Here is a 17,902-nt window from a genome sequence, read left to right as displayed (position 1 = left end):
CGGAAGTACTAGCTGTTCTTGATAGATCCTGCGATTGCCTTGTTCTTCACGATCTTCTGCATTCCCGGCTTTCTCGCGACCCGCTGCATCCGTCCCCAGGCCTCGAGGTCCTGGAAGTGGTCGGGCACTTCGACGCCTCGGCTGCGGGCGTGCTCGATGAGTGTAGTGACGATCGCGACCATTCGGCCGCGCCCGGGAAGCGCGCTCCCTTCCAGGTAGGCGGCGATCTTGTTCTCCTCGTACCCGGTTCTGGCCGATAGGAACTCCACACTCGGCGAACTGGCAAGGCGACGCAGGGAGCGGAGCCGGTTCGCGAATGCCGCCCGGAAGTCGCGCGGCTTTGCCCCGGCGACGCCTTCCCCGGTGCTTGCCGAGAGCAGATCGATGGAGCCCGCCAGTTCGTAATCTGCGAGCCGGATGGACTTCCTTCGGGCCTCCTCCGGCCGATCCGGATTCGTCGGGGAGTTGCTCGCTTCGGTGTGGCGTCGTGCGGGTTCGCTGAGTGTCTCGGCGCAGGATGCGTTCAAGTGCTGGGTCTCAGGGACGAAGATCTTGTAGTTCTGGCCGGCCAGTTCGAGTGTCTCGCCATTGACGTGCTGCCAAAAAATCTGCTCAGTGACGGGATCGAACAGCATGATGACGACTGGGAGCGAGTGTTTGTGCCAGTACATGACGTGCCGCGTGTCACAGTAGTGCCACCAGCCGCCCTCCCCGGGAGAAGTGAACTGGCTGGCCCCCGACTTGAGCTGAACGGCAAGGAGTCGACCGGTCCCGAGGCCGACGTTGCCGGGGCTCAAGGTTGCGTTGTCCACCACCTCAAGGTGCGCGTCGACCCCGATGTCGCTCGTCTCCTGTTCCCGGAAGAGCCAGCCCAACTGCGTGGACACCAGGTAGGCGGCTCGGGATACACCGGCCCGGTCGACCAGGTGGGTGGAATGAACATTGGGCACAGAGCATCCCCATCCGACGTGCTCCGGAACGCGGCGATGTACAAGGGCACTAAGCGTAGGCGGTCGGACCGACAGGGCCGTAAAGCTCGCTCCTTCCGGCGCTCCAGCAGTGGTCCGCTATTTGGGCCAGTTTGGTTGGGGCGTGCTCGCTGGCCATGGTCGACTGGTCAGTGTGAAGCCCTGGCCCTTCCCTGCCTAGTGTCCTGAGACCGCTGAGTGGTGGCAGCGCCCAGACTCCAACTGAGACCACGAGACGACGATGGCCCGGACCGCTGAGCGGTCCGGGCCATGGTCGGCGGAGGATACGAGATTCGAACTCGTGAGGGGTTGCCCCCAACACGCTTTCCAACTGTCCGCCCGGCCGTCCGGGGGCGGCCGTAGGGGTCCTGACCTGCGGCGGAGCAGCAGGCTAACTGGGTTCCGAACGGCGTCGGACGGGGGTGAATGCAACCAAAAATGCAACCAGGGCGGGGTGCCACTGTGGCCGCTCGCCCGCTCCCGAGCCACGTCCCGGTGGTACGGGGCAGACCAACAGCGCGCGCCTCCAGCACGGTCAGTGGGTGCGGACCTGTTTGGCCACTCCGGTGGTGTTGTACCGGTAGCGGGCCATCTCCTCGGTCACGCCGTAGTGCTCGGCGATTTGCGCCGGCCCCCACTGACGGCGGACCGCGCTGAGCAGCAGCGGCCGGGGCAGCATCAGGGTTCCACCGAAGGCGGTCGCCTGCTCCTCCTCGTCTGGGCGGCAGGTCCTGAAGGGCATGCCGCTGACTTCGCGGATCTCGGTGAGATCGTGTTTGAGGACGAGGTGGGCGAGCTCGTGGGCCACGTCACTGGCCCTGCGGCCCGGGGTCCGGAGCGGGTTGGTGACGATGATGTTCCTGTCGGCGATCTGGAAGGTCGCGGCGGAGAAGGCGTAGGCCTGGACGCGTTCCAGGTCTTCGAGGCGGTCGCGGGGGACGAGCTTCTCGGCACTGATGATCTTGACCTGGAGGTGTCCGGCGAGGGCGTCGACGTCCAGGGCGTCGGTGTCGCCGAGGTTGAGTTCGCGGCGCAGCCGGAGGGCTTCTCGTTCGGCGTTGGCCTTGAAGCCTCGGGGGAGAGTCACAGTTCTCCCGCTTCGACGAGTCGTTCGAGTTCGGTGTTCATATCGGTGAGCAGGTCGGCGAGCCGCTGGGGGACGCCGGGGCGCAATACCGAGGCGGCGCGGAGGTGGCAGGCGAGGGCGGGGACGGCGGGGACCGCTTCCTTGGCGAGGGCGTCGTAGAGGTCTCGCAGAACGGAGCTGATCTTGTTCGCCGCGTTGCCGGTGAGCCGGGGGTCGGCATGGAGGTGGGTGATGGCCTGGTCGAGAGGTGAGATCTGGCGGGTCGCGGTCGGGGTGAAGAAGCGGCTCGGGGGGACACCGAGCCAGGCGCAGAGGCGGGTAAAGGTGGCGAGGTCGGGCTGGGCGCCGGCTTCGACTCGGGTGAGGGTGCTGAAGCTGACGCCTGCCTCGGCGGCGGCCTGCCGAAGGGACAGGGGGCCGCGGCGCTCCTTGAGGAGACGCCCAAGCTCGGCGATGTCGAACTGTTCGACAGCATCCGGCCCGGTCGTTTCGAGGTCTGGGAGGGAGAGCTGGCTCCGGTCGGGGCTCATACGGGCAGCGTAGCGCTCACCAATATGGCGATGAAGCTTGACTGCATCGCTCCGAGGTGATCACACTGAGTCCAGCCACTGGCGACCCAGTGATGCTTTGCTGAATCAGTGGAGCTTTCCTTCAACACTCCGAACGACCAAGGAGATCAACATGCCTCAGCCCAACACCGTCAAGACCACGGTGACCTCGTCCCTCGCCGGGCACCCGTACCAGCACGACTACGCCCCGCAGGTGACCGGCGCGGCCGTTCTGTCCGACGCCATGGCCGACTTCGGCTTCACCAGCGACGGCACCACCAGCTACTACCTGTTCCACGACGGGCACGAGGTCCCGCCCGAGGCGACGGTGGGCGAGCTAGCCGGGCACGCCAAGGCCCTGCACCTGGGCCTGCGCACCAAGACCACCAACGGCTGAGGCCCGGGAGTCAGTCGTGGATCTCGAGAGCCGTCTGCGGCTGGCGGGCGACGTCCCGGCGGTCGAGGAGTTCCTCGCCTTGACCGCTGGCCGTCTCCACCGCCGCGACCAGGACCCCGACGGCCTGTTCTGGGCCGAGGTTCAGCCGACCAACGGCGAGCGCGCGGCGTTCGTCGCCCGGATCGAGTGGACGGTCTACCCGCACCGGCCGCCCTCCCTCGTCTTCGTCGAGTCGGTCGGCACCCCCACGACCGGGGAGCCCCGCGTCTGGCCGGTAGCGGAGGGCTACCGCTGCGGCCCCAACGACGTCTGCAAGCCGTTCACCGCCGAGGGCCAGCAGCTCCACCCCGAGTGGGGCACCGGGCCGCACGCCTGGCGCAGCACCGGCAACCCCTTCCTGTACGTGGTGGAGAACATTCAGGGCGACATCGACCGCGTTGACGGGAGGCGTGCCGGGTGAGCGCCGACACGAGGAGCCTGGTCCTGCCGGCTGGTGCGGTCGACCCGGTGCTCCGAGAGATCCGACGCCACGGGCTGACCGACCAGGAGACCGGCGCGCTGCTGCTGACCGGGCCGTCGGAGTTGGGCGTCCTGGTCGTGGCGATGGCCGGGACGGCGGGGATCGTGCGGGGCCCGGGGCTGTTCACGGTCAGCGCCGTCGCGTATGACCGGCTGTTCACCTTCGCCGAGGAGCGGTCCTACCGGACGCGGGCGATGATCCACTCGCACCCGGAGGAGGCTTTCCTGTCGCGGACCGACCGCCTGTACTCGCTGCGGGTGCCGGGGTTCGTCAGCGCCGTCGTCCCGAACTACGCGGCGCCGCCCGCCGACCCGGCGTCGTGGGGGTGGTGGCGCTTCGACCGGGACTGGCTGCCCTGCGCCGCCGCGGTTGTCGATGAGGCACTGCCCCCGGTGCTGACGGTGCTGTTCGACGAGGAGGGTATCCGTGCGTACTGACTACAGCCGCAGCGTGCGCCTGGGCTGCCTGGCCGCTGGCGTGGACGAAACCACCCTGCGAGAGCGGATGGAGGGCAGCCCCATCCACTTGACCGCGGACGGGCGTCTGCCCGCGGTCGCCGAGACCCTTGGAGTGCTGGTGGCCGATCTGCGCCGGTGGCCGGTCCCGCTGAGCCTGGAACCCGGCCGCGAGCCGGGGCGGCTCGACGACGCCCTCGTCCGCCACCTGGTGGTGACGGCAGCCGGGATCGACCCGGACCGGCCGCTTCGCATCGGCGAGCCCCTGGGCGAAGCGCCGCTGCGTCTGCACGTGGGTACCGAACCGCCGCCGGACGTCGCGGTGGCTGGTGTACCGGACGGGCACGGGGCCCGACTTCGGCACGCCGGCCATCCTTTCCCCCGGCTCAACGCGCCCGGCAGCGGTCTGGGCGCGGTCCTCACTGCGGCGATGCTGGCCGGCGAGGCGTTCAAGGTCGTCGCCGGGCTGCCGGAGGGGAAGTTCCAGGTCACTCCGGTGATGGACTTCTGCCCCGTTCTACCCGGCGAGCAGCCCGGGACCGCCGTCGCCCCGCCGCCCGCCCTGGAGCGGGTGCTGCTGGGCGGTGGCGGTGCGATCGGCACCGGCATCGCCCTGGTCCTGGACCTGCTGCGGGTCTCCGGCGAGCTGGCGGTGGTGGACAGGGAGGTCTTCGAGAAGCCGAACGTCACCTCCTACAGCATCGGCACCCTGGCCGACGCGGCCGCGCTCCTGCCGAAGGTGCGGCTGATCGCCGCGCGCCTGCGGCGGATCGAGGTGAACCCATTCCACGGGACGATCCAGGACTCCATCGAGGCCGTCGACACCGGCACCCTGCCCTGGCCCCGAACCGTCCTCGGCGGACTGGACAGCATCGACGCTCGGCACGACCTGCAACGCCTGCACGCCGACCTCACCCTGGACGGCAGCACCGGCGGCCCGGTCGGCACCACCGTCGCCCTGCACGAAGCGCTGCCCACCGGCCCCTGCCTGCGCTGCTACTACAAGGCCGACCACTCCGGGATGAGCGCTGAACAGCGCCTTCACGAACTGACCGGGCTCCCGCTCGCACGGATCGCCCGCGGACAGGAACTGCTAACCGAGCAGGACTTGCAAGGACTGGACGACCAACAGCAGGAACTCGTGCGACAGTTTCTCGGCCGGCCGGTATGCGGGCTGATCAACTCGGCAGAACTGAGCGGCGGAACCGACGACGCTTTCCGCCCTTCGGCCGCGTTCGTGGCCCAGCAGGCCGCATGCCTGGTCGTCGGCGCCTGGATCGCACGCAGCACGGGCCTGATCACCGGACCCGCGCGGCGCATCGAGTACGACACCCGATTCGGCCCCCGACCCGACCAGATGACCGACCACTGGACCCCCGCCCCCGAATGTGCGTGCCAGAAGGACGCCGACCTCATCAGCCACGTCCGAGAAACCTGGCGCACGCGCGGTTGACGCCGAGCTCAAGGGCTGTCGGCTGTTCTCCAATTAGTAGTAATCACTGCGTGTCAAAATGCCGCCCTGTTCCTATTTCGGGCGGCATTTGATGGACCATCCACGAGTGCTGACAGCCTGCAGGGGGACTGGGAGCGCCGTAGCCCTTACCGAGCTTGTGGCAATGCCTACCGAAGTGGCATGCGGAGATCGCCGACGCATCTGATTCGAACCTGCGGGTTATCCAGGATTCGTCGTCGGCCGTGCGGGCCCCGCCCCGGCACGCGGACGGCTCGGCCGTCCGTCGGTCGGCCCGGAAGGACGTCGAGGTCGGGCAACGGATGCCGGGGTCGGGTGATTCGTCCCGGAGACGGGCGGGGCTGAGGGCGCCGGCCGGGCGGGTGCAGCCGACGTGGTGGCAACCAGGTCGTTGAGAGCTGCGTTGACAACCGGCCAGCACATGTCGACCGTGTCGCGGTTGGGCCCGTGTCCGTTTCGTCGTTCCGCCGTTGGATGCACCAGGTTGCGGTAATGCCGCACGAGTTCCGAAGCGAGCTTCGCGTCGTGCTCGATCCAGCCGTTGTCGTGTGCGAGATCGACGAGTTCCTTCAGGCCCATGTCCTTCGGTTGCTTTCTCAACGTCCGAGTAACTGCCCGCACCTGGGCGACGTGCACGAGAACCCCTTCCAGGAGACTGCCCAGCATGATCACGGCTGCCGTGTACGCACCGTGCTCGTAACACGTGTGCGCCTCGTCGAGCCTGGTCTGGACTGCTGCTGCCAACGCTGGGTCACTGATGACCTGCGAGACGGATACCTGCAGTTCGACCCTGGGCATCCGCACCGGCTCGTTGGCACCGGCCTCGACCGGTACGAGGATCGGCTGTCCCTCCGCGTAGCCGATTCGACATCCTTCCAGGGCCAGAACCTCGTCGAGCCGGGCGACAGTGGCCTTGTACTCGCGTGGCTGTCCGACGTACTCACGTTGGTCGGCGAGTCGCAGCACCGCCTTCAGGGCATCGCCCTCGCCCGCCTCCTGGCGTTCGCGAAGCAGCCCGAGCGTCCACTGGTGCCGCGGCGTGCCGTCGGGGTCGGGGACGTCCTCCCACTTCGCGCGGCGCAGGAACTCGGCGATCTCGTAGCCCTTGCGGTACAGCAGCGGCGAATCGTCGCCGCAGATCAAGTAGGCGATCTTGATGAGGACGCTCTCGTCGAACGACTGGCTCATGTCAGGTCTCCTCGGGCGTCATCGGCGGACAGATCCTCGTCATCGGTCGCTTCGTCATCAACAACCGCGTCCTGTGCCTCGTCGTACAAGGCGACTGGGTTCCAGGTGCTCGCCCCGTCGGAGGCGAGCTGTTCGAATCCGGCCGTGCCCGGCTGGATATCGAGCGCTGCGAGCTTGCGCCACAAGGGGGCGAGAGCCTGGTCGGGTGCCAGCGCGAACTCGCTGCTACGCACTCGCCAGAACGTCCATCCCGCACGCCGCAGGTCCCGCTCACGCTCGTAGTCCTCCTGGCGCTTCTTGCTGCTGGCGTGGTGAGGGCTGCCGTCACACTCCACGGCCAGCCGCGCGTTCTCCCCGACCACGACCAGGTCGATGAACTTGCCGGCGACCTCCCACTGGGGAAGGACGTGGTATCCGCGCCGCCTGATCTCCAAGAAGACCCTCTTTTATGGCGATTCCTCACTCGGCGGCTCCGGGGGCAACCCGGTCCGCCCTAGTACTCCAGCAGCGGTTCGCTATTTCTGCTGGTCAGGGGCCATGTTCTGAGTGTAGTCGGCTGACGTGGCGCCAGGGGCGGGTTCGGTGCGGAGGTCATCCAGCAGGGTGGTTTACGGGTGGGTGTGATGCCTCTGGGCAGTCTCCTCGGGTGATCGAGGATCTTGGTTCTGGGCAGTGGCGGGCGGAGCTCGAGGAGTTGTTCCTGCGGGTTGGTGGCAGGTTCGCGCGGGCCGAGCCTCGCCGGAGGATGCGGGACTACATCCGCGGGCTGCTGGGGCCGGTCGGCAGGAAGAACGGTTGGCAGCTGGCCGAGTACGCGGGTCACGCCACTCCGGACGGCCTACAGCGACTGCTCGCCTCGTGCCGGTGGGACCCGGAGGACATCCGTGACGATCTGCAGGACTACGTTGCCGAGCGTCTCGGCTGCGAGGGCGGCGTGCTGATCATCGACGACACCGGGTTCATCAAGAAGGGCACCACGTCGGCGGGTGTTCAGCGCCAGTATTCCGGGACCGCGGGCCGCACAGAAAATTGCCAGATCGGAGTGTTCGCCGCCTACGCCTCGGCAAAAGGAAGAGCCCTGGTCGACCGCGAGTTGTATCTCCCTAAGTCCTGGACGGATGACGCGGAGCGGTGCCGGGCCGCCCGGATTCCCGAGGACCGGGTGTTCGCGACGAAGGGCGAGCTGGCCAGGGCCATGATCCTGCGTGCGCTGGGATCTTCGCTGCCCATCGCCTGGGTGACTGCGGACTCTGCCTATGGCCTGGAGTGGAAGTTCCGCCGGATGATCGAGGAGGCCGGCGTCGGCTACGTGCTGGCGGTGCCGAAATCCCAGCAGGTCATGTCGTCGCCTGGATTCTGGCGCATCGACCGGCTGATCGCCGAGGCACCCGACGACGCCTGGCAGCGGCTGTCCTGCGGCGACGGCGCCAAAGGCCCCCGCATCTACGACTGGGCCGCCGCCCAGCTGCCCGAGAACCCCTACCTGGACGGCGACGAGCCCACTCACCGTCGCTGGGTCCTGGCCCGCCGCAGCATCAGCCGCCCCGACGAGCTCGCCTACTACCTTGCCCACGCGCCCATCAGCGCCGGCGTCGCCGACCTGGTCCGTGTCGCCGGTTCCCGTTGGGCGATCGAGGAGTGCTTCCAGGCCGCGAAGAACGAGTGCGGCCTGGATCAGTACGAGGTCCGGCGCTATCCGGGCTGGTACCGGCACATCAGCCTGGCCATGCTTGCCCACGCCTTCCTCGCCGCGATGACCGCCGACGCGGCGGCAAAGGGGGCTGCAGAAACGGTTCCCGCGACCTGGCGCCGCTCACCGTGGCAGAAGTCCGCCGACTCCTGGCAACTAGCAACTCAGTAAGGCAAGTTCAGCGAGACATGTTGGAATTCGCACTGGCCTGGTCCCTCTGGAGGCGCAGACGCCAGGCCGTGGCCCGACACTGCCACTACCGGCGCCGCACAACCCTACTGGATGACCTCCGCACCGAACCCGCCCCTGGCGCCACGTCAGCCGACTACACTCAGAACATGGCCCCTGACCAGCAGAAATAGCGAACCGCTGCTGGAGTACTAGCTCGACTGTCCTGGGATGGGCGGTGGCGAGGTTTCCGATCAGCCCCCGGTGTTCGTAGCGCCGGGGGCTTCGTGTTTTCTCTCGACTATTCTGCTCCTGCTCGGCGTGCCGGAGCGGATCGTCATGGCGATCATGGGCTGGTCCTCGACCGCCATGGCCCAGCGCTACCAGCACGTCACCGAGCCCATGCTCAACGACGTCGGCAAGAAGATCGGCGAGGCGCTGTGGGGCGGCAGCGCTGCGGGCTAGAAGCGCCTGGCGATGGCGAAGTCCCTTGATCCTTGCCGATGGTGGCCCCGACCGGCGTGTCGGGGCCACCATCGCTCCCACGGGTCATCGGCAAGAATCGACTGCCGTGGTGAAGTCGTTCAGCAGGTTGGCGATGCTTCGGTCAACAAGTGCGACTGTTTCGGTCCATCCGCCTTGCGGCATGTCGTCCTTCGTTGCGCCGAGTGGCAGATCAAGGCCCGTCCACAGATCCAGGATCAGCACCTCGGCCTTGGCAGCCAGATGACCTGGGAGCAGTTCCTGCGCAATCAGGGTCCACCCGTTGAGCTGGTGGGCGCGAAGCCGACCGCTGTTCTCGTTGTAGATCCCGATCTTCCCTGCAGCGAGACCGGCGTGGATGATCAAGTATATGTAGCTGGGCCTATCTGGCTGGAAACCGTGCTGGGCGCAGCTGCTGCAAGGCGCCCGGCGTCGCTGGGTCACCTTGTCCAGTGTTGGGCTCACGATCCTTCCGCAGGCGAGGTGTTTGGCTCGCCAGGGTGTGGTGACGTTCCCAGGGAACGGTTCGAGCGGCTCCAGTCCGACAGCCTTCATGATCTCCGTGGCGGTGTTCGGGTCGGTGGCCCGCCTGGCACAGAACCGGCACTTGTACTTCGTCTTTCGAGCGTTGGTGAGGCTCGGGTCGACGATCTTCGTACATGTCGGGCAGCGGCTGCGCCAGGGCTCGTTCACGCCTGGATAGGGCACCAGGGGTTCGAGGCCCAGGGTGAGCATCTCGTCCCAGGCTTCGTCGGGAGGGATTGGAGCGGAGGACGAGCAGTGGGAGCATGCCCCGTTGCCGGCGTAGACGACACTGCTGTACCAGACGTCGATCTCACGGCCGCAATCGTTGCACCGGCATCGCCAGGTGCTCTGTGTGCCAGAGAAGGGTTCGAGCGGTTCTACGTTGGCCCTCAGGATGTTCGCCACGGCCACTTCTGGCTCCACGCGACGCTTCTCGGCGGCTTTCCGAGAGTTGTTGATCTGGGCACAGGTTTTGCAGGGACCTTGGCCCTTGGTGACGACGCTCGAGTAGGAAGACAGGGTGACGTGCCCGCGCGCGTGGCAGACACCGGGCCACGGCTTGTCGGCACCCGGATACGGGATCTGGGGCTCTGTGCCGCGATCCCGCATCTGCTGGGCCCGAGCTATCGGGTCGATCTTGCTCAATTGCTGATCCCGTCGAACTGGTCAGGCCGGCCGCGGCGGCGTGGCCAGGCAGGCGCGGGAGGGGGCTAGTGACGCTGCCCGGCATCGCAAGGACCGCCACCGTCCTCGGATGAGACCACGGGAAGGCCAGGGCTGTCCGGCGAGAGAGCAAAAATTTGCAACTGAGACCAAAACTGAGACCACGAGACGACGAAGGCCCCGACCGCAGTGCGGTCGGGGCCTTACGTTTGCCCTGGCGGGCGGGTGCGGAGGATACGAGATTCGAACTCGTGAGGGGTTGCCCCCAACACGCTTTCCAAGCGTGCGCCCTAGGCCACTAGGCGAATCCTCCGTGGGAGAGCTTAGTACATGTTCGGGGGTGCTCGCGACCAGCTATCCGCAGGTGGTCGCGGGCGGGGGCCTGCGGATCGGAAGGCGGGGTGGGCGGTAGGAGGTGGGCCCGGGATCCGCTACTCTGGGGGCAGCCCCTCGTGTGGCGTTATCTCTCTGAACCCCCCCAGGGCCGGAAGGCAGCAAGGGTAGGAGGGCTCTGGCGGGTGCACGGGGGGTCTTTGCGTTCCCCGGCGGGGTGGCCGGGCACGGGGCCGGGTCGGTCCGGGGTTGCGGGACGCCGCGTTTGTCCGTGCGTCCCGATATCGTCGGTGGTGTGTCCCTAGCCCTGTACCGCCGCTATCGCCCCGAGACTTTCGCCGAGGTCATCGGGCAGGAGCACGTGACCGCTCCGCTCCAGCAGGCCCTGCGCAACAACAGGGTCAATCACGCCTACCTCTTCAGCGGCCCGCGCGGCTGCGGCAAGACGACGAGCGCGCGCATCCTGGCACGCTGCCTGAACTGCGCGCAGGGGCCGACGCCGACGCCGTGCGGGGTCTGCCAGTCCTGTACGGACCTGGCGACGGGCGGGCCCGGGTCGATCGACGTGATCGAGATCGACGCCGCCTCGCACGGTGGTGTGGACGACGCGCGTGACCTGCGTGAGCGGGCCTTCTTCGCGCCGGTGCACAGCCGGTACAAGATCTTCATCCTGGACGAGGCGCACATGGTGACCTCGGCCGGCTTCAACGCGCTGCTGAAGGTGGTGGAGGAGCCGCCGGAGCACCTGAAGTTCATCTTCGCGACCACGGAGCCGGAGAAGGTGATCGGGACGATCCGCTCCCGGACCCACCACTACCCGTTCCGGCTGGTGCCGCCCGGCACGCTGCGGGACTACCTCGCGGAGGTCTGCGGGCGCGAGGGCATCCAGGTCGAGGACTCGGTGTTCCCGCTGGTCGTGCGCTCGGGCGCCGGGTCGGTGCGTGACTCGATGTCGGTGATGGACCAGCTGCTGGCGGGCGCGGACGAGGGCGGCGTCACCTACACGATGGCCACGGCGCTGCTCGGGTACACGGACTCGGCGCTGCTCGACGAGGTGGTGGACGCCTTCGCCGCCCAGGACGGCGCGACGGTGTTCCAGGTCATCGACCGGGTGGTCGAGGGCGGTCACGACCCCCGCAGGTTCGTGACGGACCTGCTGGAGCGGCTGCGGGACCTGGTGATCCTGGCCACCGTGCCGGACGCGGGGGAGAAGGGCCTGATCGACGCCCCGGCGGACCGGGTCGCGGTCATGCAGGCGCAGGCGGACTCCTTCGGGGCGGCCGAGCTGAGCCGCGCGGCCGACATCGTCAACACCGGCCTGACCGAGATGCGCGGCAACGCGGCCCCCCGGCTCCAGCTGGAGCTGATCTGCGCCCGGGTGATGCTGCCGGGCGCGTACAGCGACGAGCTCTCGCTGCAGGCGCGCCTCGACAAGCTGGAGCGGCGGGCGGCTGCCGGCGGCTTCGCGAGCCAGCTGCCGCCGGGCGCCGCGGCGCTGCCGCCGGCCGTCGCCGCCCCGGTGGCGGCGCCGTTGCAGCAGCCGGCGCCCGGGCCCGCGGCGTACCAGCCGGCCGCACCGGCCGCCCCGATCGCTCCGGTGGTTCCCGAGCCCGCCCCCGCGGCCGGGCCGGCGCCGGGGGCCTGGCCGATCCCGCGCAGTTTCCCGCCGGGTGGCGGCGCGCCCGCCCCGGTCACGCAGCCGGCCGCCCCGGTTCCGGTCGCCGCTCCGACTCCGGCGCCCGCCCCGGTTCCGGCGGCGGCGCAGCCGGGCGGCGGGCAGCCGTCCGCCGCGGCTGCGCAGGGCGCCGCGCAGATCAGGCAGATGTGGCCGCAGATCCTGGAGGCGGTGAAGAACCGCCGCCGGTTCACCTGGATCCTGCTCAGCCAGAACGGGCAGGTCGCCGGCTTCGACGGCAGCGTGCTGCAGGTCTCCTTCATCAACGCGGGCGCGCGGGACAGCTTCGTCAGCAGCAACAGCGACGACGTGCTCAAGCAGGCACTGGCGGACGCGCTCGGTGTGGACTGGCGGATCGAGTGCATCGTCGACCCGTCGGGTGGCGGCGGCGCACCGCCGCCGCCCGCGTCCGCCGCCGGTGGTGGCGGTGGGTGGGGCGGCGGTGCCCATGCGGCCTCGGCCGCGCCCGGGCCGCTGCCGCAGGCGCAGGCGCCGCAGGCCTCCGCCGGGTTCTCGCCGATGGCGGCTCCGGCGCCGGCCCCGCCGGTGCCCGCGCAGCCGGTTCAGGCGGCCCGGCCTGCGCCGGCCCAGGACGCCGGCGGTCGGACGCAGGGCTACGAGCAGGCGCAGGGCTACGGCCAGGCGTCCGCCCAGGGGCAGCAGGGTCAGGGCCGGCCGCCGGCCCAGGGCGCGTCGCAGCCGGTCGCGCCCGCCTCCGGTCCGGGGGCCGGGCCCGAGGACGACATGTCCGAGAACGACGCGCCGGCCCCGCAGGAGCAGGCGTTCTCCGGGCAGGAGCTGATCATCCGGGAGCTGGGCGCGACCATCCTGGAGGAGATCCACCACACGGGAGGCTGAGCCGACGGGCCCGACGGACCTGGCGGGCCTGCCTCCCGACGGGCCGCCCTTCCGGCGTTCGCCGCCTACCGGTCGGGGAAGCCGCCCCGGCCCGGAGGCGGCCCGGCGCGGGCGGGGGGCGGGCCGGAGCGGATCCCGCGCCGGGTGGGAGCCACGCCGTCCGGGCGCAGCACGTAGGCTCGCCAGTGACGTACGCCGCCGTGCGGAGCCCCGCCGTAGGGGTGCTCCCGGACGGGCGGCGTGTTTCGAGTCCGGCAACCGGACGTCCGTACCCAGGCAGGAGTGAGCCGTGTTCCCCGGTGGTGGCCAGCCCAATATGCAGCAGCTGCTGAAGCAGGCGCAGAAGATGCAGGAGGAGCTCGCCCGGGCCCAGCAGGAGCTGGCCGAGGCGAAGGTGAGCGGTTCGGCGGGCGGTGGCCTGGTCGAGGCGACGGTGACCGGCGCGGGTGAGCTGGTGGCGCTGACGATCGCGCCCGACGCCGTGGACCCGGAGGACACCGAGACCCTGGCCGACCTGATCCTGGCGGCCGTTCGGGACGCCAACCAGGCGGCCCAGAAGATCCAGGCCGAGCGGATGGGTCCGCTCACCCAGGGGCTGGGCGGCGGCGGGATCCCCGGCCTGCCGTTCTGACCGGCCGACGATCCGGTCGAGCGGTCGAGCGGTCGAGCGGTCGAGCGGTCGAGCGGTCGAGCGGTCGGGTGGCCGTCGGGCCGTCGGGCCGCCGTCGGGTCGCCGTCGGGTCGCCGTCGGGTCGAACAGCGGGTGACCATCGCGGCGGCAATGTGTGATTTGTGCGGGAGTCGGGCGTCGGACGGTGTGTCCGGCGCCCGATTCGTTGGATGATGGCACCGGACCACCGGCGGCGGTACCGGGAAGCCGGGACGAGCCGGGAGACCGGGACGGTCCGGATGCCCGCCCGACCGGCGGGCGGCTCGGCGGACCACCGGGTCAGCCGACCACCGGGACCGTCGGACGGGACCGCAGGGCAAGGACGAGGGAAGGCGCGACGTTGTACGAGGGCGTGGTTCAGGACCTGATCGACGAACTGGGCAGGCTGCCCGGCGTCGGGCCCAAGAGCGCGCAGCGGATCGCCTTCCACATCCTGCAGGCCGACCCCACCGACGTCCGCCGGCTGGCGCACGCGCTGCTGGAGGTCAAGGACAAGGTCCGGTTCTGCGCGGTCTGCGGCAACGTCGCGGAGTCCGAGCGCTGCCGGGTCTGCCTGGATCCCCGCCGCGATCTCACGGTCATCTGCGTGGTCGAGGAGTCCAAGGACGTGGTGGCCATCGAGCGCACCCGGGAGTTCCGCGGCCGCTACCACGTGCTGGGCGGCGCGATCAGCCCGATCGAGGGCGTCGGCCCGGACGACCTGCGGATCCGCGAGCTGCTGGCGCGACTGGCGGACGGCACGGTCACCGAGCTGATCCTGGCCACCGACCCCAACCTGGAGGGGGAGGCGACCGCCACCTACCTGGCCCGGCTGTGCAAGCCGATGGGCCTGAGGGTGACCCGGCTGGCGAGCGGACTGCCCGTCGGCGGGGACCTGGAGTACGCGGACGAGGTCACCCTCGGCCGGGCCTTCGAAGGGAGACGACTGCTCGATGTCTGACCAGACGCACGGTACCCACACGCACGCCCACGGTTCGGAGCCGGACGACTTCGCGGTGCAGATCGCGGACTCGGTGGAGAGCTTCGTCCTCGCGGTCACCGAGGTGGCCAAGGGCGACGAGCCCGGCAGCGCGGTCTCGCTGCTGCTGCTGGAGGTGTCGCAGCTGCTCCTGGCGGGCGGCCGGCTCGGCGCGATCGAGGACGTCGTGCCGGACGACCGCTTCGAGCCCGACGCGGGCCCGGAACCGGACGGCGTGGAGCTGCGCGAGCGGCTCGCGGAGCTGCTGGCGCCGATCGACGTCTACCACGAGGTCTTCGACCCGTACGGGCCGCCGGAGAAGCCGAACGCCTTCCGGATCTCGGACGACCTGGCCGGCGTGGTCAGCGAGCTGCAGCACGGGCTGACGCACTACCGCGAGGGCCGGGTCAGCGAGGCGCTCTGGTGGTGGCAGTTCTCCTACCTGTCCAACTGGGGCTCGACCTGTACGGCGGTGCTGCGCGCGCTGCAGTCGCTGATCGCGCACGTCCGGCTGGACAGCCCCATCGGTGCGGCTGCGGACGGCGCGGACACGGACGACGACGGTTTGACGGACGAGCAGCTGGAACAGCAGGCCGGCGATCTGATGGCGGCGGAGCTCGGGCTCTAGGGGCCGGACGGGGCTCCGCCGGGGCCCGGCGGGCCCCGGAGGCGCTCGGGAGGCGCTCGGAAGGCGTCTTCGGGCGGACTGTGACGCAGACCTCGGAAAAACTTTTCGGCGTGGGCCGGTCAAAGAATTCCGGGACGGGCCCCTCGCCGCCCGCCGATTCTCCGGGCCCGCACGGACCGGTCCGCAGACCTGCCCGTCGGGGCGTCGGACGGCTGACCACCAGGTGAAACGGGCGTCTCATCATATGGAAAGCGGCTGGCGGGCCCGCCCTGCTCGGTAGACTGGCGCGGACCGCAGAACCCCGCACACCGGGGGTCCGGCGGCCGACAGGCGCCACCCGCGGCTGACCCGGCCACCGGAGAACCGACACAAGTCGAGGAGCGCACGTGGGCCTTGTCGTGCAGAAGTACGGCGGCTCATCCGTTGCGGATGCCGAGGGCATCAAGCGCGTGGCCCGTCGAATCGTCGACACCAAGAAGGCCGGCCATGAGGTCGTCGTCGTGGTGTCCGCGATGGGCGACACGACGGACGAGCTCATCGAACTCGCGGAGCAGGTGTCACCCATCCCTGCCGGCCGTGAGTTCGACATGCTGCTGACCGCTGGAGAGCGGATCTCCATGGCGCTGCTGGCCATGGCGATCAAATCCCTGGGTCACGAGGCCCAGTCGTTCACGGGCAGTCAGGCCGGGGTCATCACCGACTCGGTCCACAACAAGGCGCGCATCATCGACGTGACGCCCGGCCGGATCCGCACCGCCCTCGACGAGGGCAACATCGCGATCGTGGCGGGGTTCCAGGGTGTCTCGCTGTCCAGCAAGGACATCACCACCCTGGGTCGCGGCGGCTCGGACACCACCGCCGTCGCCCTGGCGGCGGCGCTGAAGGCCGAGGTCTGCGAGATCTACACCGACGTGGACGGCGTCTTCACGGCCGACCCGCGCGTGGTCAAGAAGGCCCGCAAGATCGACTGGATCGCGTACGAGGACATGCTGGAGCTGGCGTCGTCCGGCTCCAAGGTGCTGCTGGACCGGTGTGTCGAGTACGCGCGCCGCTACAACATCCCGATTCACGTACGCTCGTCCTTCTCCGGTCTTCCGGGGACCATCGTCAGCAGCACCAACCCGACCAAGCCCGAAGGGGGCGAGATGGAGCAGGCCATCATCTCCGGGGTCGCCCACGACACGTCCGAGGCCAAGGTCACGGTCGTCGGAGTGCCGGACAAGCCGGGCGAGGCGGCCCGCATCTTCCGCGCCATCGCGGACGCCGAGGTCAACATCGACATGGTGGTGCAGAACGTCTCCGCGGCGGCCACCGGTCTGACCGACATCTCCTTCACCCTGCCGAAGGCCGAGGGCCAGAAGGCCATCGACGCGCTCGGCCGGGTCAAGGAGGGCATCGGCTACGAGTCGCTGCGCTACGACGACGCGATCGGCAAGATCTCCCTGGTCGGCGCCGGCATGCGCTCCAACCCGGGGGTCACCGCGACCTTCTTCGAGGCGCTCTCCGAGGCCGGCGTCAACATCGAGCTGATCTCCACCTCGGAGATCCGGATCTCGGTCGTCACCCGCGCCGAGGACGTCCCCGAGGCGGTCCGCGCCGTCCACTCCGCCTTCGGGTTGGACAGCGACACCGACGAGGCCGTGGTCTACGGCGGTACCGGGCGCTGAACCCGGGGCGGTCCGCGGGCCGCCGCCCGCCCGGTTCGCCGTGCGCGGCCGGACCGGGCGGCCCGGCTCTTTCGGCCCTCTTTTGAGACTGACTGTCAGAATCCCCCTCCCACCCCTGGAGGGGGATTCGACGTATGCGGGAGAATAGGCCGCGAGCTGGGCAACCATGACAGGGGATCGAGTGTCCAACGGGCGTGGCGAACGTAGTCGGGGTAGGGATCGGTGTCGGGGCGATGGCTGCCGCGACACTGTCGCCGCATGCTCCGCGACCGGTGGATAGGCCCGCAGACAGCAGGATGGCGGCGGTCGCAGCCGGCACGGCGGGTACCAGCGAAGACCTGCTCACCGAGACCTACCAGGCCCACTACCGCTCCCTGCTGCGGCTGGCGGCCCTGCTGCTCGACGACCTCTCCACCTGCGAGGACGTGGTCCAGGAGGCCTTCATCCGGGTGCACGCGGCCCGGCGGCGGGTCCGCGAGCCGGAGAAGACCCTCGCCTACCTGCGACAGACGGTGGTGAACCTCTCCCGCTCCACGCTTCGCCGGCGCATCCTCGGCCTGCGACTGCTGCCCAAGCCGATGCCTGACATGGCCAGTGCAGAAGAAGGCGCCTACGATGCGCTGGAGCGCGACCAACTCAAGGCCGCGCTGCGGGGATTGCAACGCCGTCAGCGGGAGGTGCTGGTGCTGCGCTACTACGTGGATATGACGGAGGCGCAGGTCGCCGACACCCTGGGCATCTCGCTCGGCTCGGTGAAGGCGTACGGGTCGCGGGGGCTGGCCACGCTACGGGTGCGGATGGAGGCCGGGCAGTGACCGACGACCGCCGTGCTGCCGGGCGCCCGGCCACCCCTCCGGGCCGGGCGCGCCCCCGCCGGCGGCCGCCCCGGGGGGCCCGGGGGCGGGGGGGGGGCGGGCCCCCCGGCACCCCCGAGCAGGGGGTCCGGGGGC

18 protein-coding genes, 1 tRNA gene and 1 other RNA gene are annotated in these 17,902 nt (G+C 69.7%); 13 read left to right on the top strand and 7 right to left on the bottom strand.

The genetic code is table 11. The annotated features are described in order from the left end of the window. Nucleotides 1-8: 8 nt before the first annotated feature. The 3 genes from ACFTWP_RS05665 to ACFTWP_RS05655 all read right to left on the bottom strand — a co-directional run bounded on the left by ACFTWP_RS05665 (nucleotide 9) and on the right by ACFTWP_RS05655 (nucleotide 2,585). A complete protein-coding gene (locus tag ACFTWP_RS05665; protein ID WP_380262978.1) occupies nucleotides 9-950 on the bottom strand; it encodes a DUF4365 domain-containing protein in 942 nt (313 codons plus the stop codon). 553 nt (nucleotides 951-1,503) lie between these two features. Next, on the bottom strand, nucleotides 1,504-2,055 hold the full coding sequence (locus ACFTWP_RS05660) for an ImmA/IrrE family metallo-endopeptidase (RefSeq protein WP_380262977.1): 552 nt from the start codon (nucleotides 2,053-2,055) through the stop codon (nucleotides 1,504-1,506). Beyond that, the gene (locus ACFTWP_RS05655) at nucleotides 2,052-2,585 is read right to left on the bottom strand and encodes a helix-turn-helix transcriptional regulator (RefSeq protein WP_320437639.1); all 534 of its coding nucleotides are present in this window, start codon (nucleotides 2,583-2,585) and stop codon (nucleotides 2,052-2,054) included. The genes ACFTWP_RS05660 and ACFTWP_RS05655 overlap by 4 nt, the downstream gene beginning before the upstream one ends. Nucleotides 2,586-2,736: 151 nt before the next feature. Between ACFTWP_RS05655 and ACFTWP_RS05650 the strand changes: the two genes are divergently transcribed. The 4 genes from ACFTWP_RS05650 to ACFTWP_RS05635 are packed head-to-tail and all read left to right on the top strand — an operon-like array spanning nucleotide 2,737 to nucleotide 5,428. Next, nucleotides 2,737-3,000, top strand: a complete 264-nt coding sequence (locus ACFTWP_RS05650) for a hypothetical protein (protein WP_320437638.1) — start codon at nucleotides 2,737-2,739, stop codon at nucleotides 2,998-3,000. Nucleotides 3,001-3,016: 16 nt separating this feature from the next. Then, entirely contained in the window at nucleotides 3,017-3,460 is a 444-nt protein-coding gene (locus ACFTWP_RS05645; protein ID WP_380262976.1) for a hypothetical protein, read from the top strand. Further along, nucleotides 3,457-3,957 carry a hypothetical protein gene (locus ACFTWP_RS05640; RefSeq protein WP_380262975.1) on the top strand — a complete coding sequence of 167 codons (501 nt, stop codon included), beginning with the start codon at nucleotides 3,457-3,459 and terminating at the stop codon, nucleotides 3,955-3,957. The genes ACFTWP_RS05645 and ACFTWP_RS05640 overlap by 4 nt, the downstream gene beginning before the upstream one ends. Continuing rightward, on the top strand, nucleotides 3,947-5,428 hold the full coding sequence (locus ACFTWP_RS05635) for a ThiF family adenylyltransferase (RefSeq protein WP_380262974.1): 1,482 nt from the start codon (nucleotides 3,947-3,949) through the stop codon (nucleotides 5,426-5,428). The genes ACFTWP_RS05640 and ACFTWP_RS05635 overlap by 11 nt, the downstream gene beginning before the upstream one ends. A 219-nt stretch (nucleotides 5,429-5,647) precedes the next feature. Here the strand turns inward: ACFTWP_RS05635 and ACFTWP_RS05630 are convergent, their stop codons facing one another. Then, nucleotides 5,648-6,634: a hypothetical protein gene (locus ACFTWP_RS05630; RefSeq protein WP_380262973.1), complete on the bottom strand. Its 987-nt coding sequence runs from the start codon at nucleotides 6,632-6,634 to the stop codon at nucleotides 5,648-5,650. Further along, nucleotides 6,631-7,068 carry a DUF559 domain-containing protein gene (locus ACFTWP_RS05625; protein ID WP_380262972.1) on the bottom strand — a complete coding sequence of 146 codons (438 nt, stop codon included), beginning with the start codon at nucleotides 7,066-7,068 and terminating at the stop codon, nucleotides 6,631-6,633. The genes ACFTWP_RS05630 and ACFTWP_RS05625 overlap by 4 nt, the downstream gene beginning before the upstream one ends. A gap of 215 nt (nucleotides 7,069-7,283) precedes the next feature. Between ACFTWP_RS05625 and ACFTWP_RS05620 the strand changes: the two genes are divergently transcribed. Further along, a complete protein-coding gene (locus ACFTWP_RS05620; RefSeq protein ID WP_380263091.1) occupies nucleotides 7,284-8,495 on the top strand; it encodes an IS701 family transposase in 1,212 nt (403 codons plus the stop codon). Nucleotides 8,496-8,831: 336 nt separating this feature from the next. After that, a complete protein-coding gene (locus ACFTWP_RS05615; protein WP_380262971.1) occupies nucleotides 8,832-8,957 on the top strand; it encodes a hypothetical protein in 126 nt (41 codons plus the stop codon). Nucleotides 8,958-9,041: 84 nt separating this feature from the next. Here the strand turns inward: ACFTWP_RS05615 and ACFTWP_RS05610 are convergent, their stop codons facing one another. Beyond that, the gene (locus tag ACFTWP_RS05610) at nucleotides 9,042-10,145 is read right to left on the bottom strand and encodes a hypothetical protein (protein ID WP_380262970.1); all 1,104 of its coding nucleotides are present in this window, start codon (nucleotides 10,143-10,145) and stop codon (nucleotides 9,042-9,044) included. A gap of 246 nt (nucleotides 10,146-10,391) precedes the next feature. Next, nucleotides 10,392-10,476, bottom strand: a tRNA-Ser gene (locus ACFTWP_RS05605). Between the two features lie 131 nt (nucleotides 10,477-10,607). On the opposite strand from ACFTWP_RS05605, the gene ffs reads away from it, so the two are divergent. From ffs to ACFTWP_RS05570, 7 genes are all read left to right on the top strand, one after another. Next, nucleotides 10,608-10,698, top strand: an RNA gene (ffs, locus tag ACFTWP_RS05600) — signal recognition particle sRNA small type. Nucleotides 10,699-10,791: 93 nt separating this feature from the next. Continuing rightward, a complete protein-coding gene (locus ACFTWP_RS05595; RefSeq protein WP_380262969.1) occupies nucleotides 10,792-13,029 on the top strand; it encodes a DNA polymerase III subunit gamma and tau in 2,238 nt (745 codons plus the stop codon). Between the two features lie 289 nt (nucleotides 13,030-13,318). Then, nucleotides 13,319-13,660, top strand: coding sequence for a YbaB/EbfC family nucleoid-associated protein (locus tag ACFTWP_RS05590; RefSeq protein WP_380262968.1), 342 nt, complete (start codon nucleotides 13,319-13,321; stop codon nucleotides 13,658-13,660). A gap of 379 nt (nucleotides 13,661-14,039) precedes the next feature. Then, nucleotides 14,040-14,639 carry a recombination mediator RecR gene (gene recR / locus ACFTWP_RS05585; RefSeq protein ID WP_380262967.1) on the top strand — a complete coding sequence of 200 codons (600 nt, stop codon included), beginning with the start codon at nucleotides 14,040-14,042 and terminating at the stop codon, nucleotides 14,637-14,639. Next, entirely contained in the window at nucleotides 14,632-15,285 is a 654-nt protein-coding gene (locus ACFTWP_RS05580; RefSeq protein WP_380262966.1) for a DUF5063 domain-containing protein, read from the top strand. The genes recR and ACFTWP_RS05580 overlap by 8 nt, the downstream gene beginning before the upstream one ends. Nucleotides 15,286-15,671: 386 nt before the next feature. Next, nucleotides 15,672-16,952, top strand: coding sequence for an aspartate kinase (locus ACFTWP_RS05575; RefSeq protein WP_380262965.1), 1,281 nt, complete (start codon nucleotides 15,672-15,674; stop codon nucleotides 16,950-16,952). Nucleotides 16,953-17,185: 233 nt separating this feature from the next. Further along, entirely contained in the window at nucleotides 17,186-17,767 is a 582-nt protein-coding gene (locus ACFTWP_RS05570; protein WP_380262964.1) for a SigE family RNA polymerase sigma factor, read from the top strand. The last annotated feature ends 135 nt before the right edge of the window (nucleotides 17,768-17,902 follow it).

It is taken from the genome of Kitasatospora sp. NPDC057015, from assembly GCF_042673745.1.
Lineage (GTDB): Bacteria > Actinomycetota > Actinomycetes > Streptomycetales > Streptomycetaceae > Kitasatospora.
Note: the sequence above shows the minus strand (reverse complement) of the source record. Positions and strands in the feature narration are given on the sequence as shown.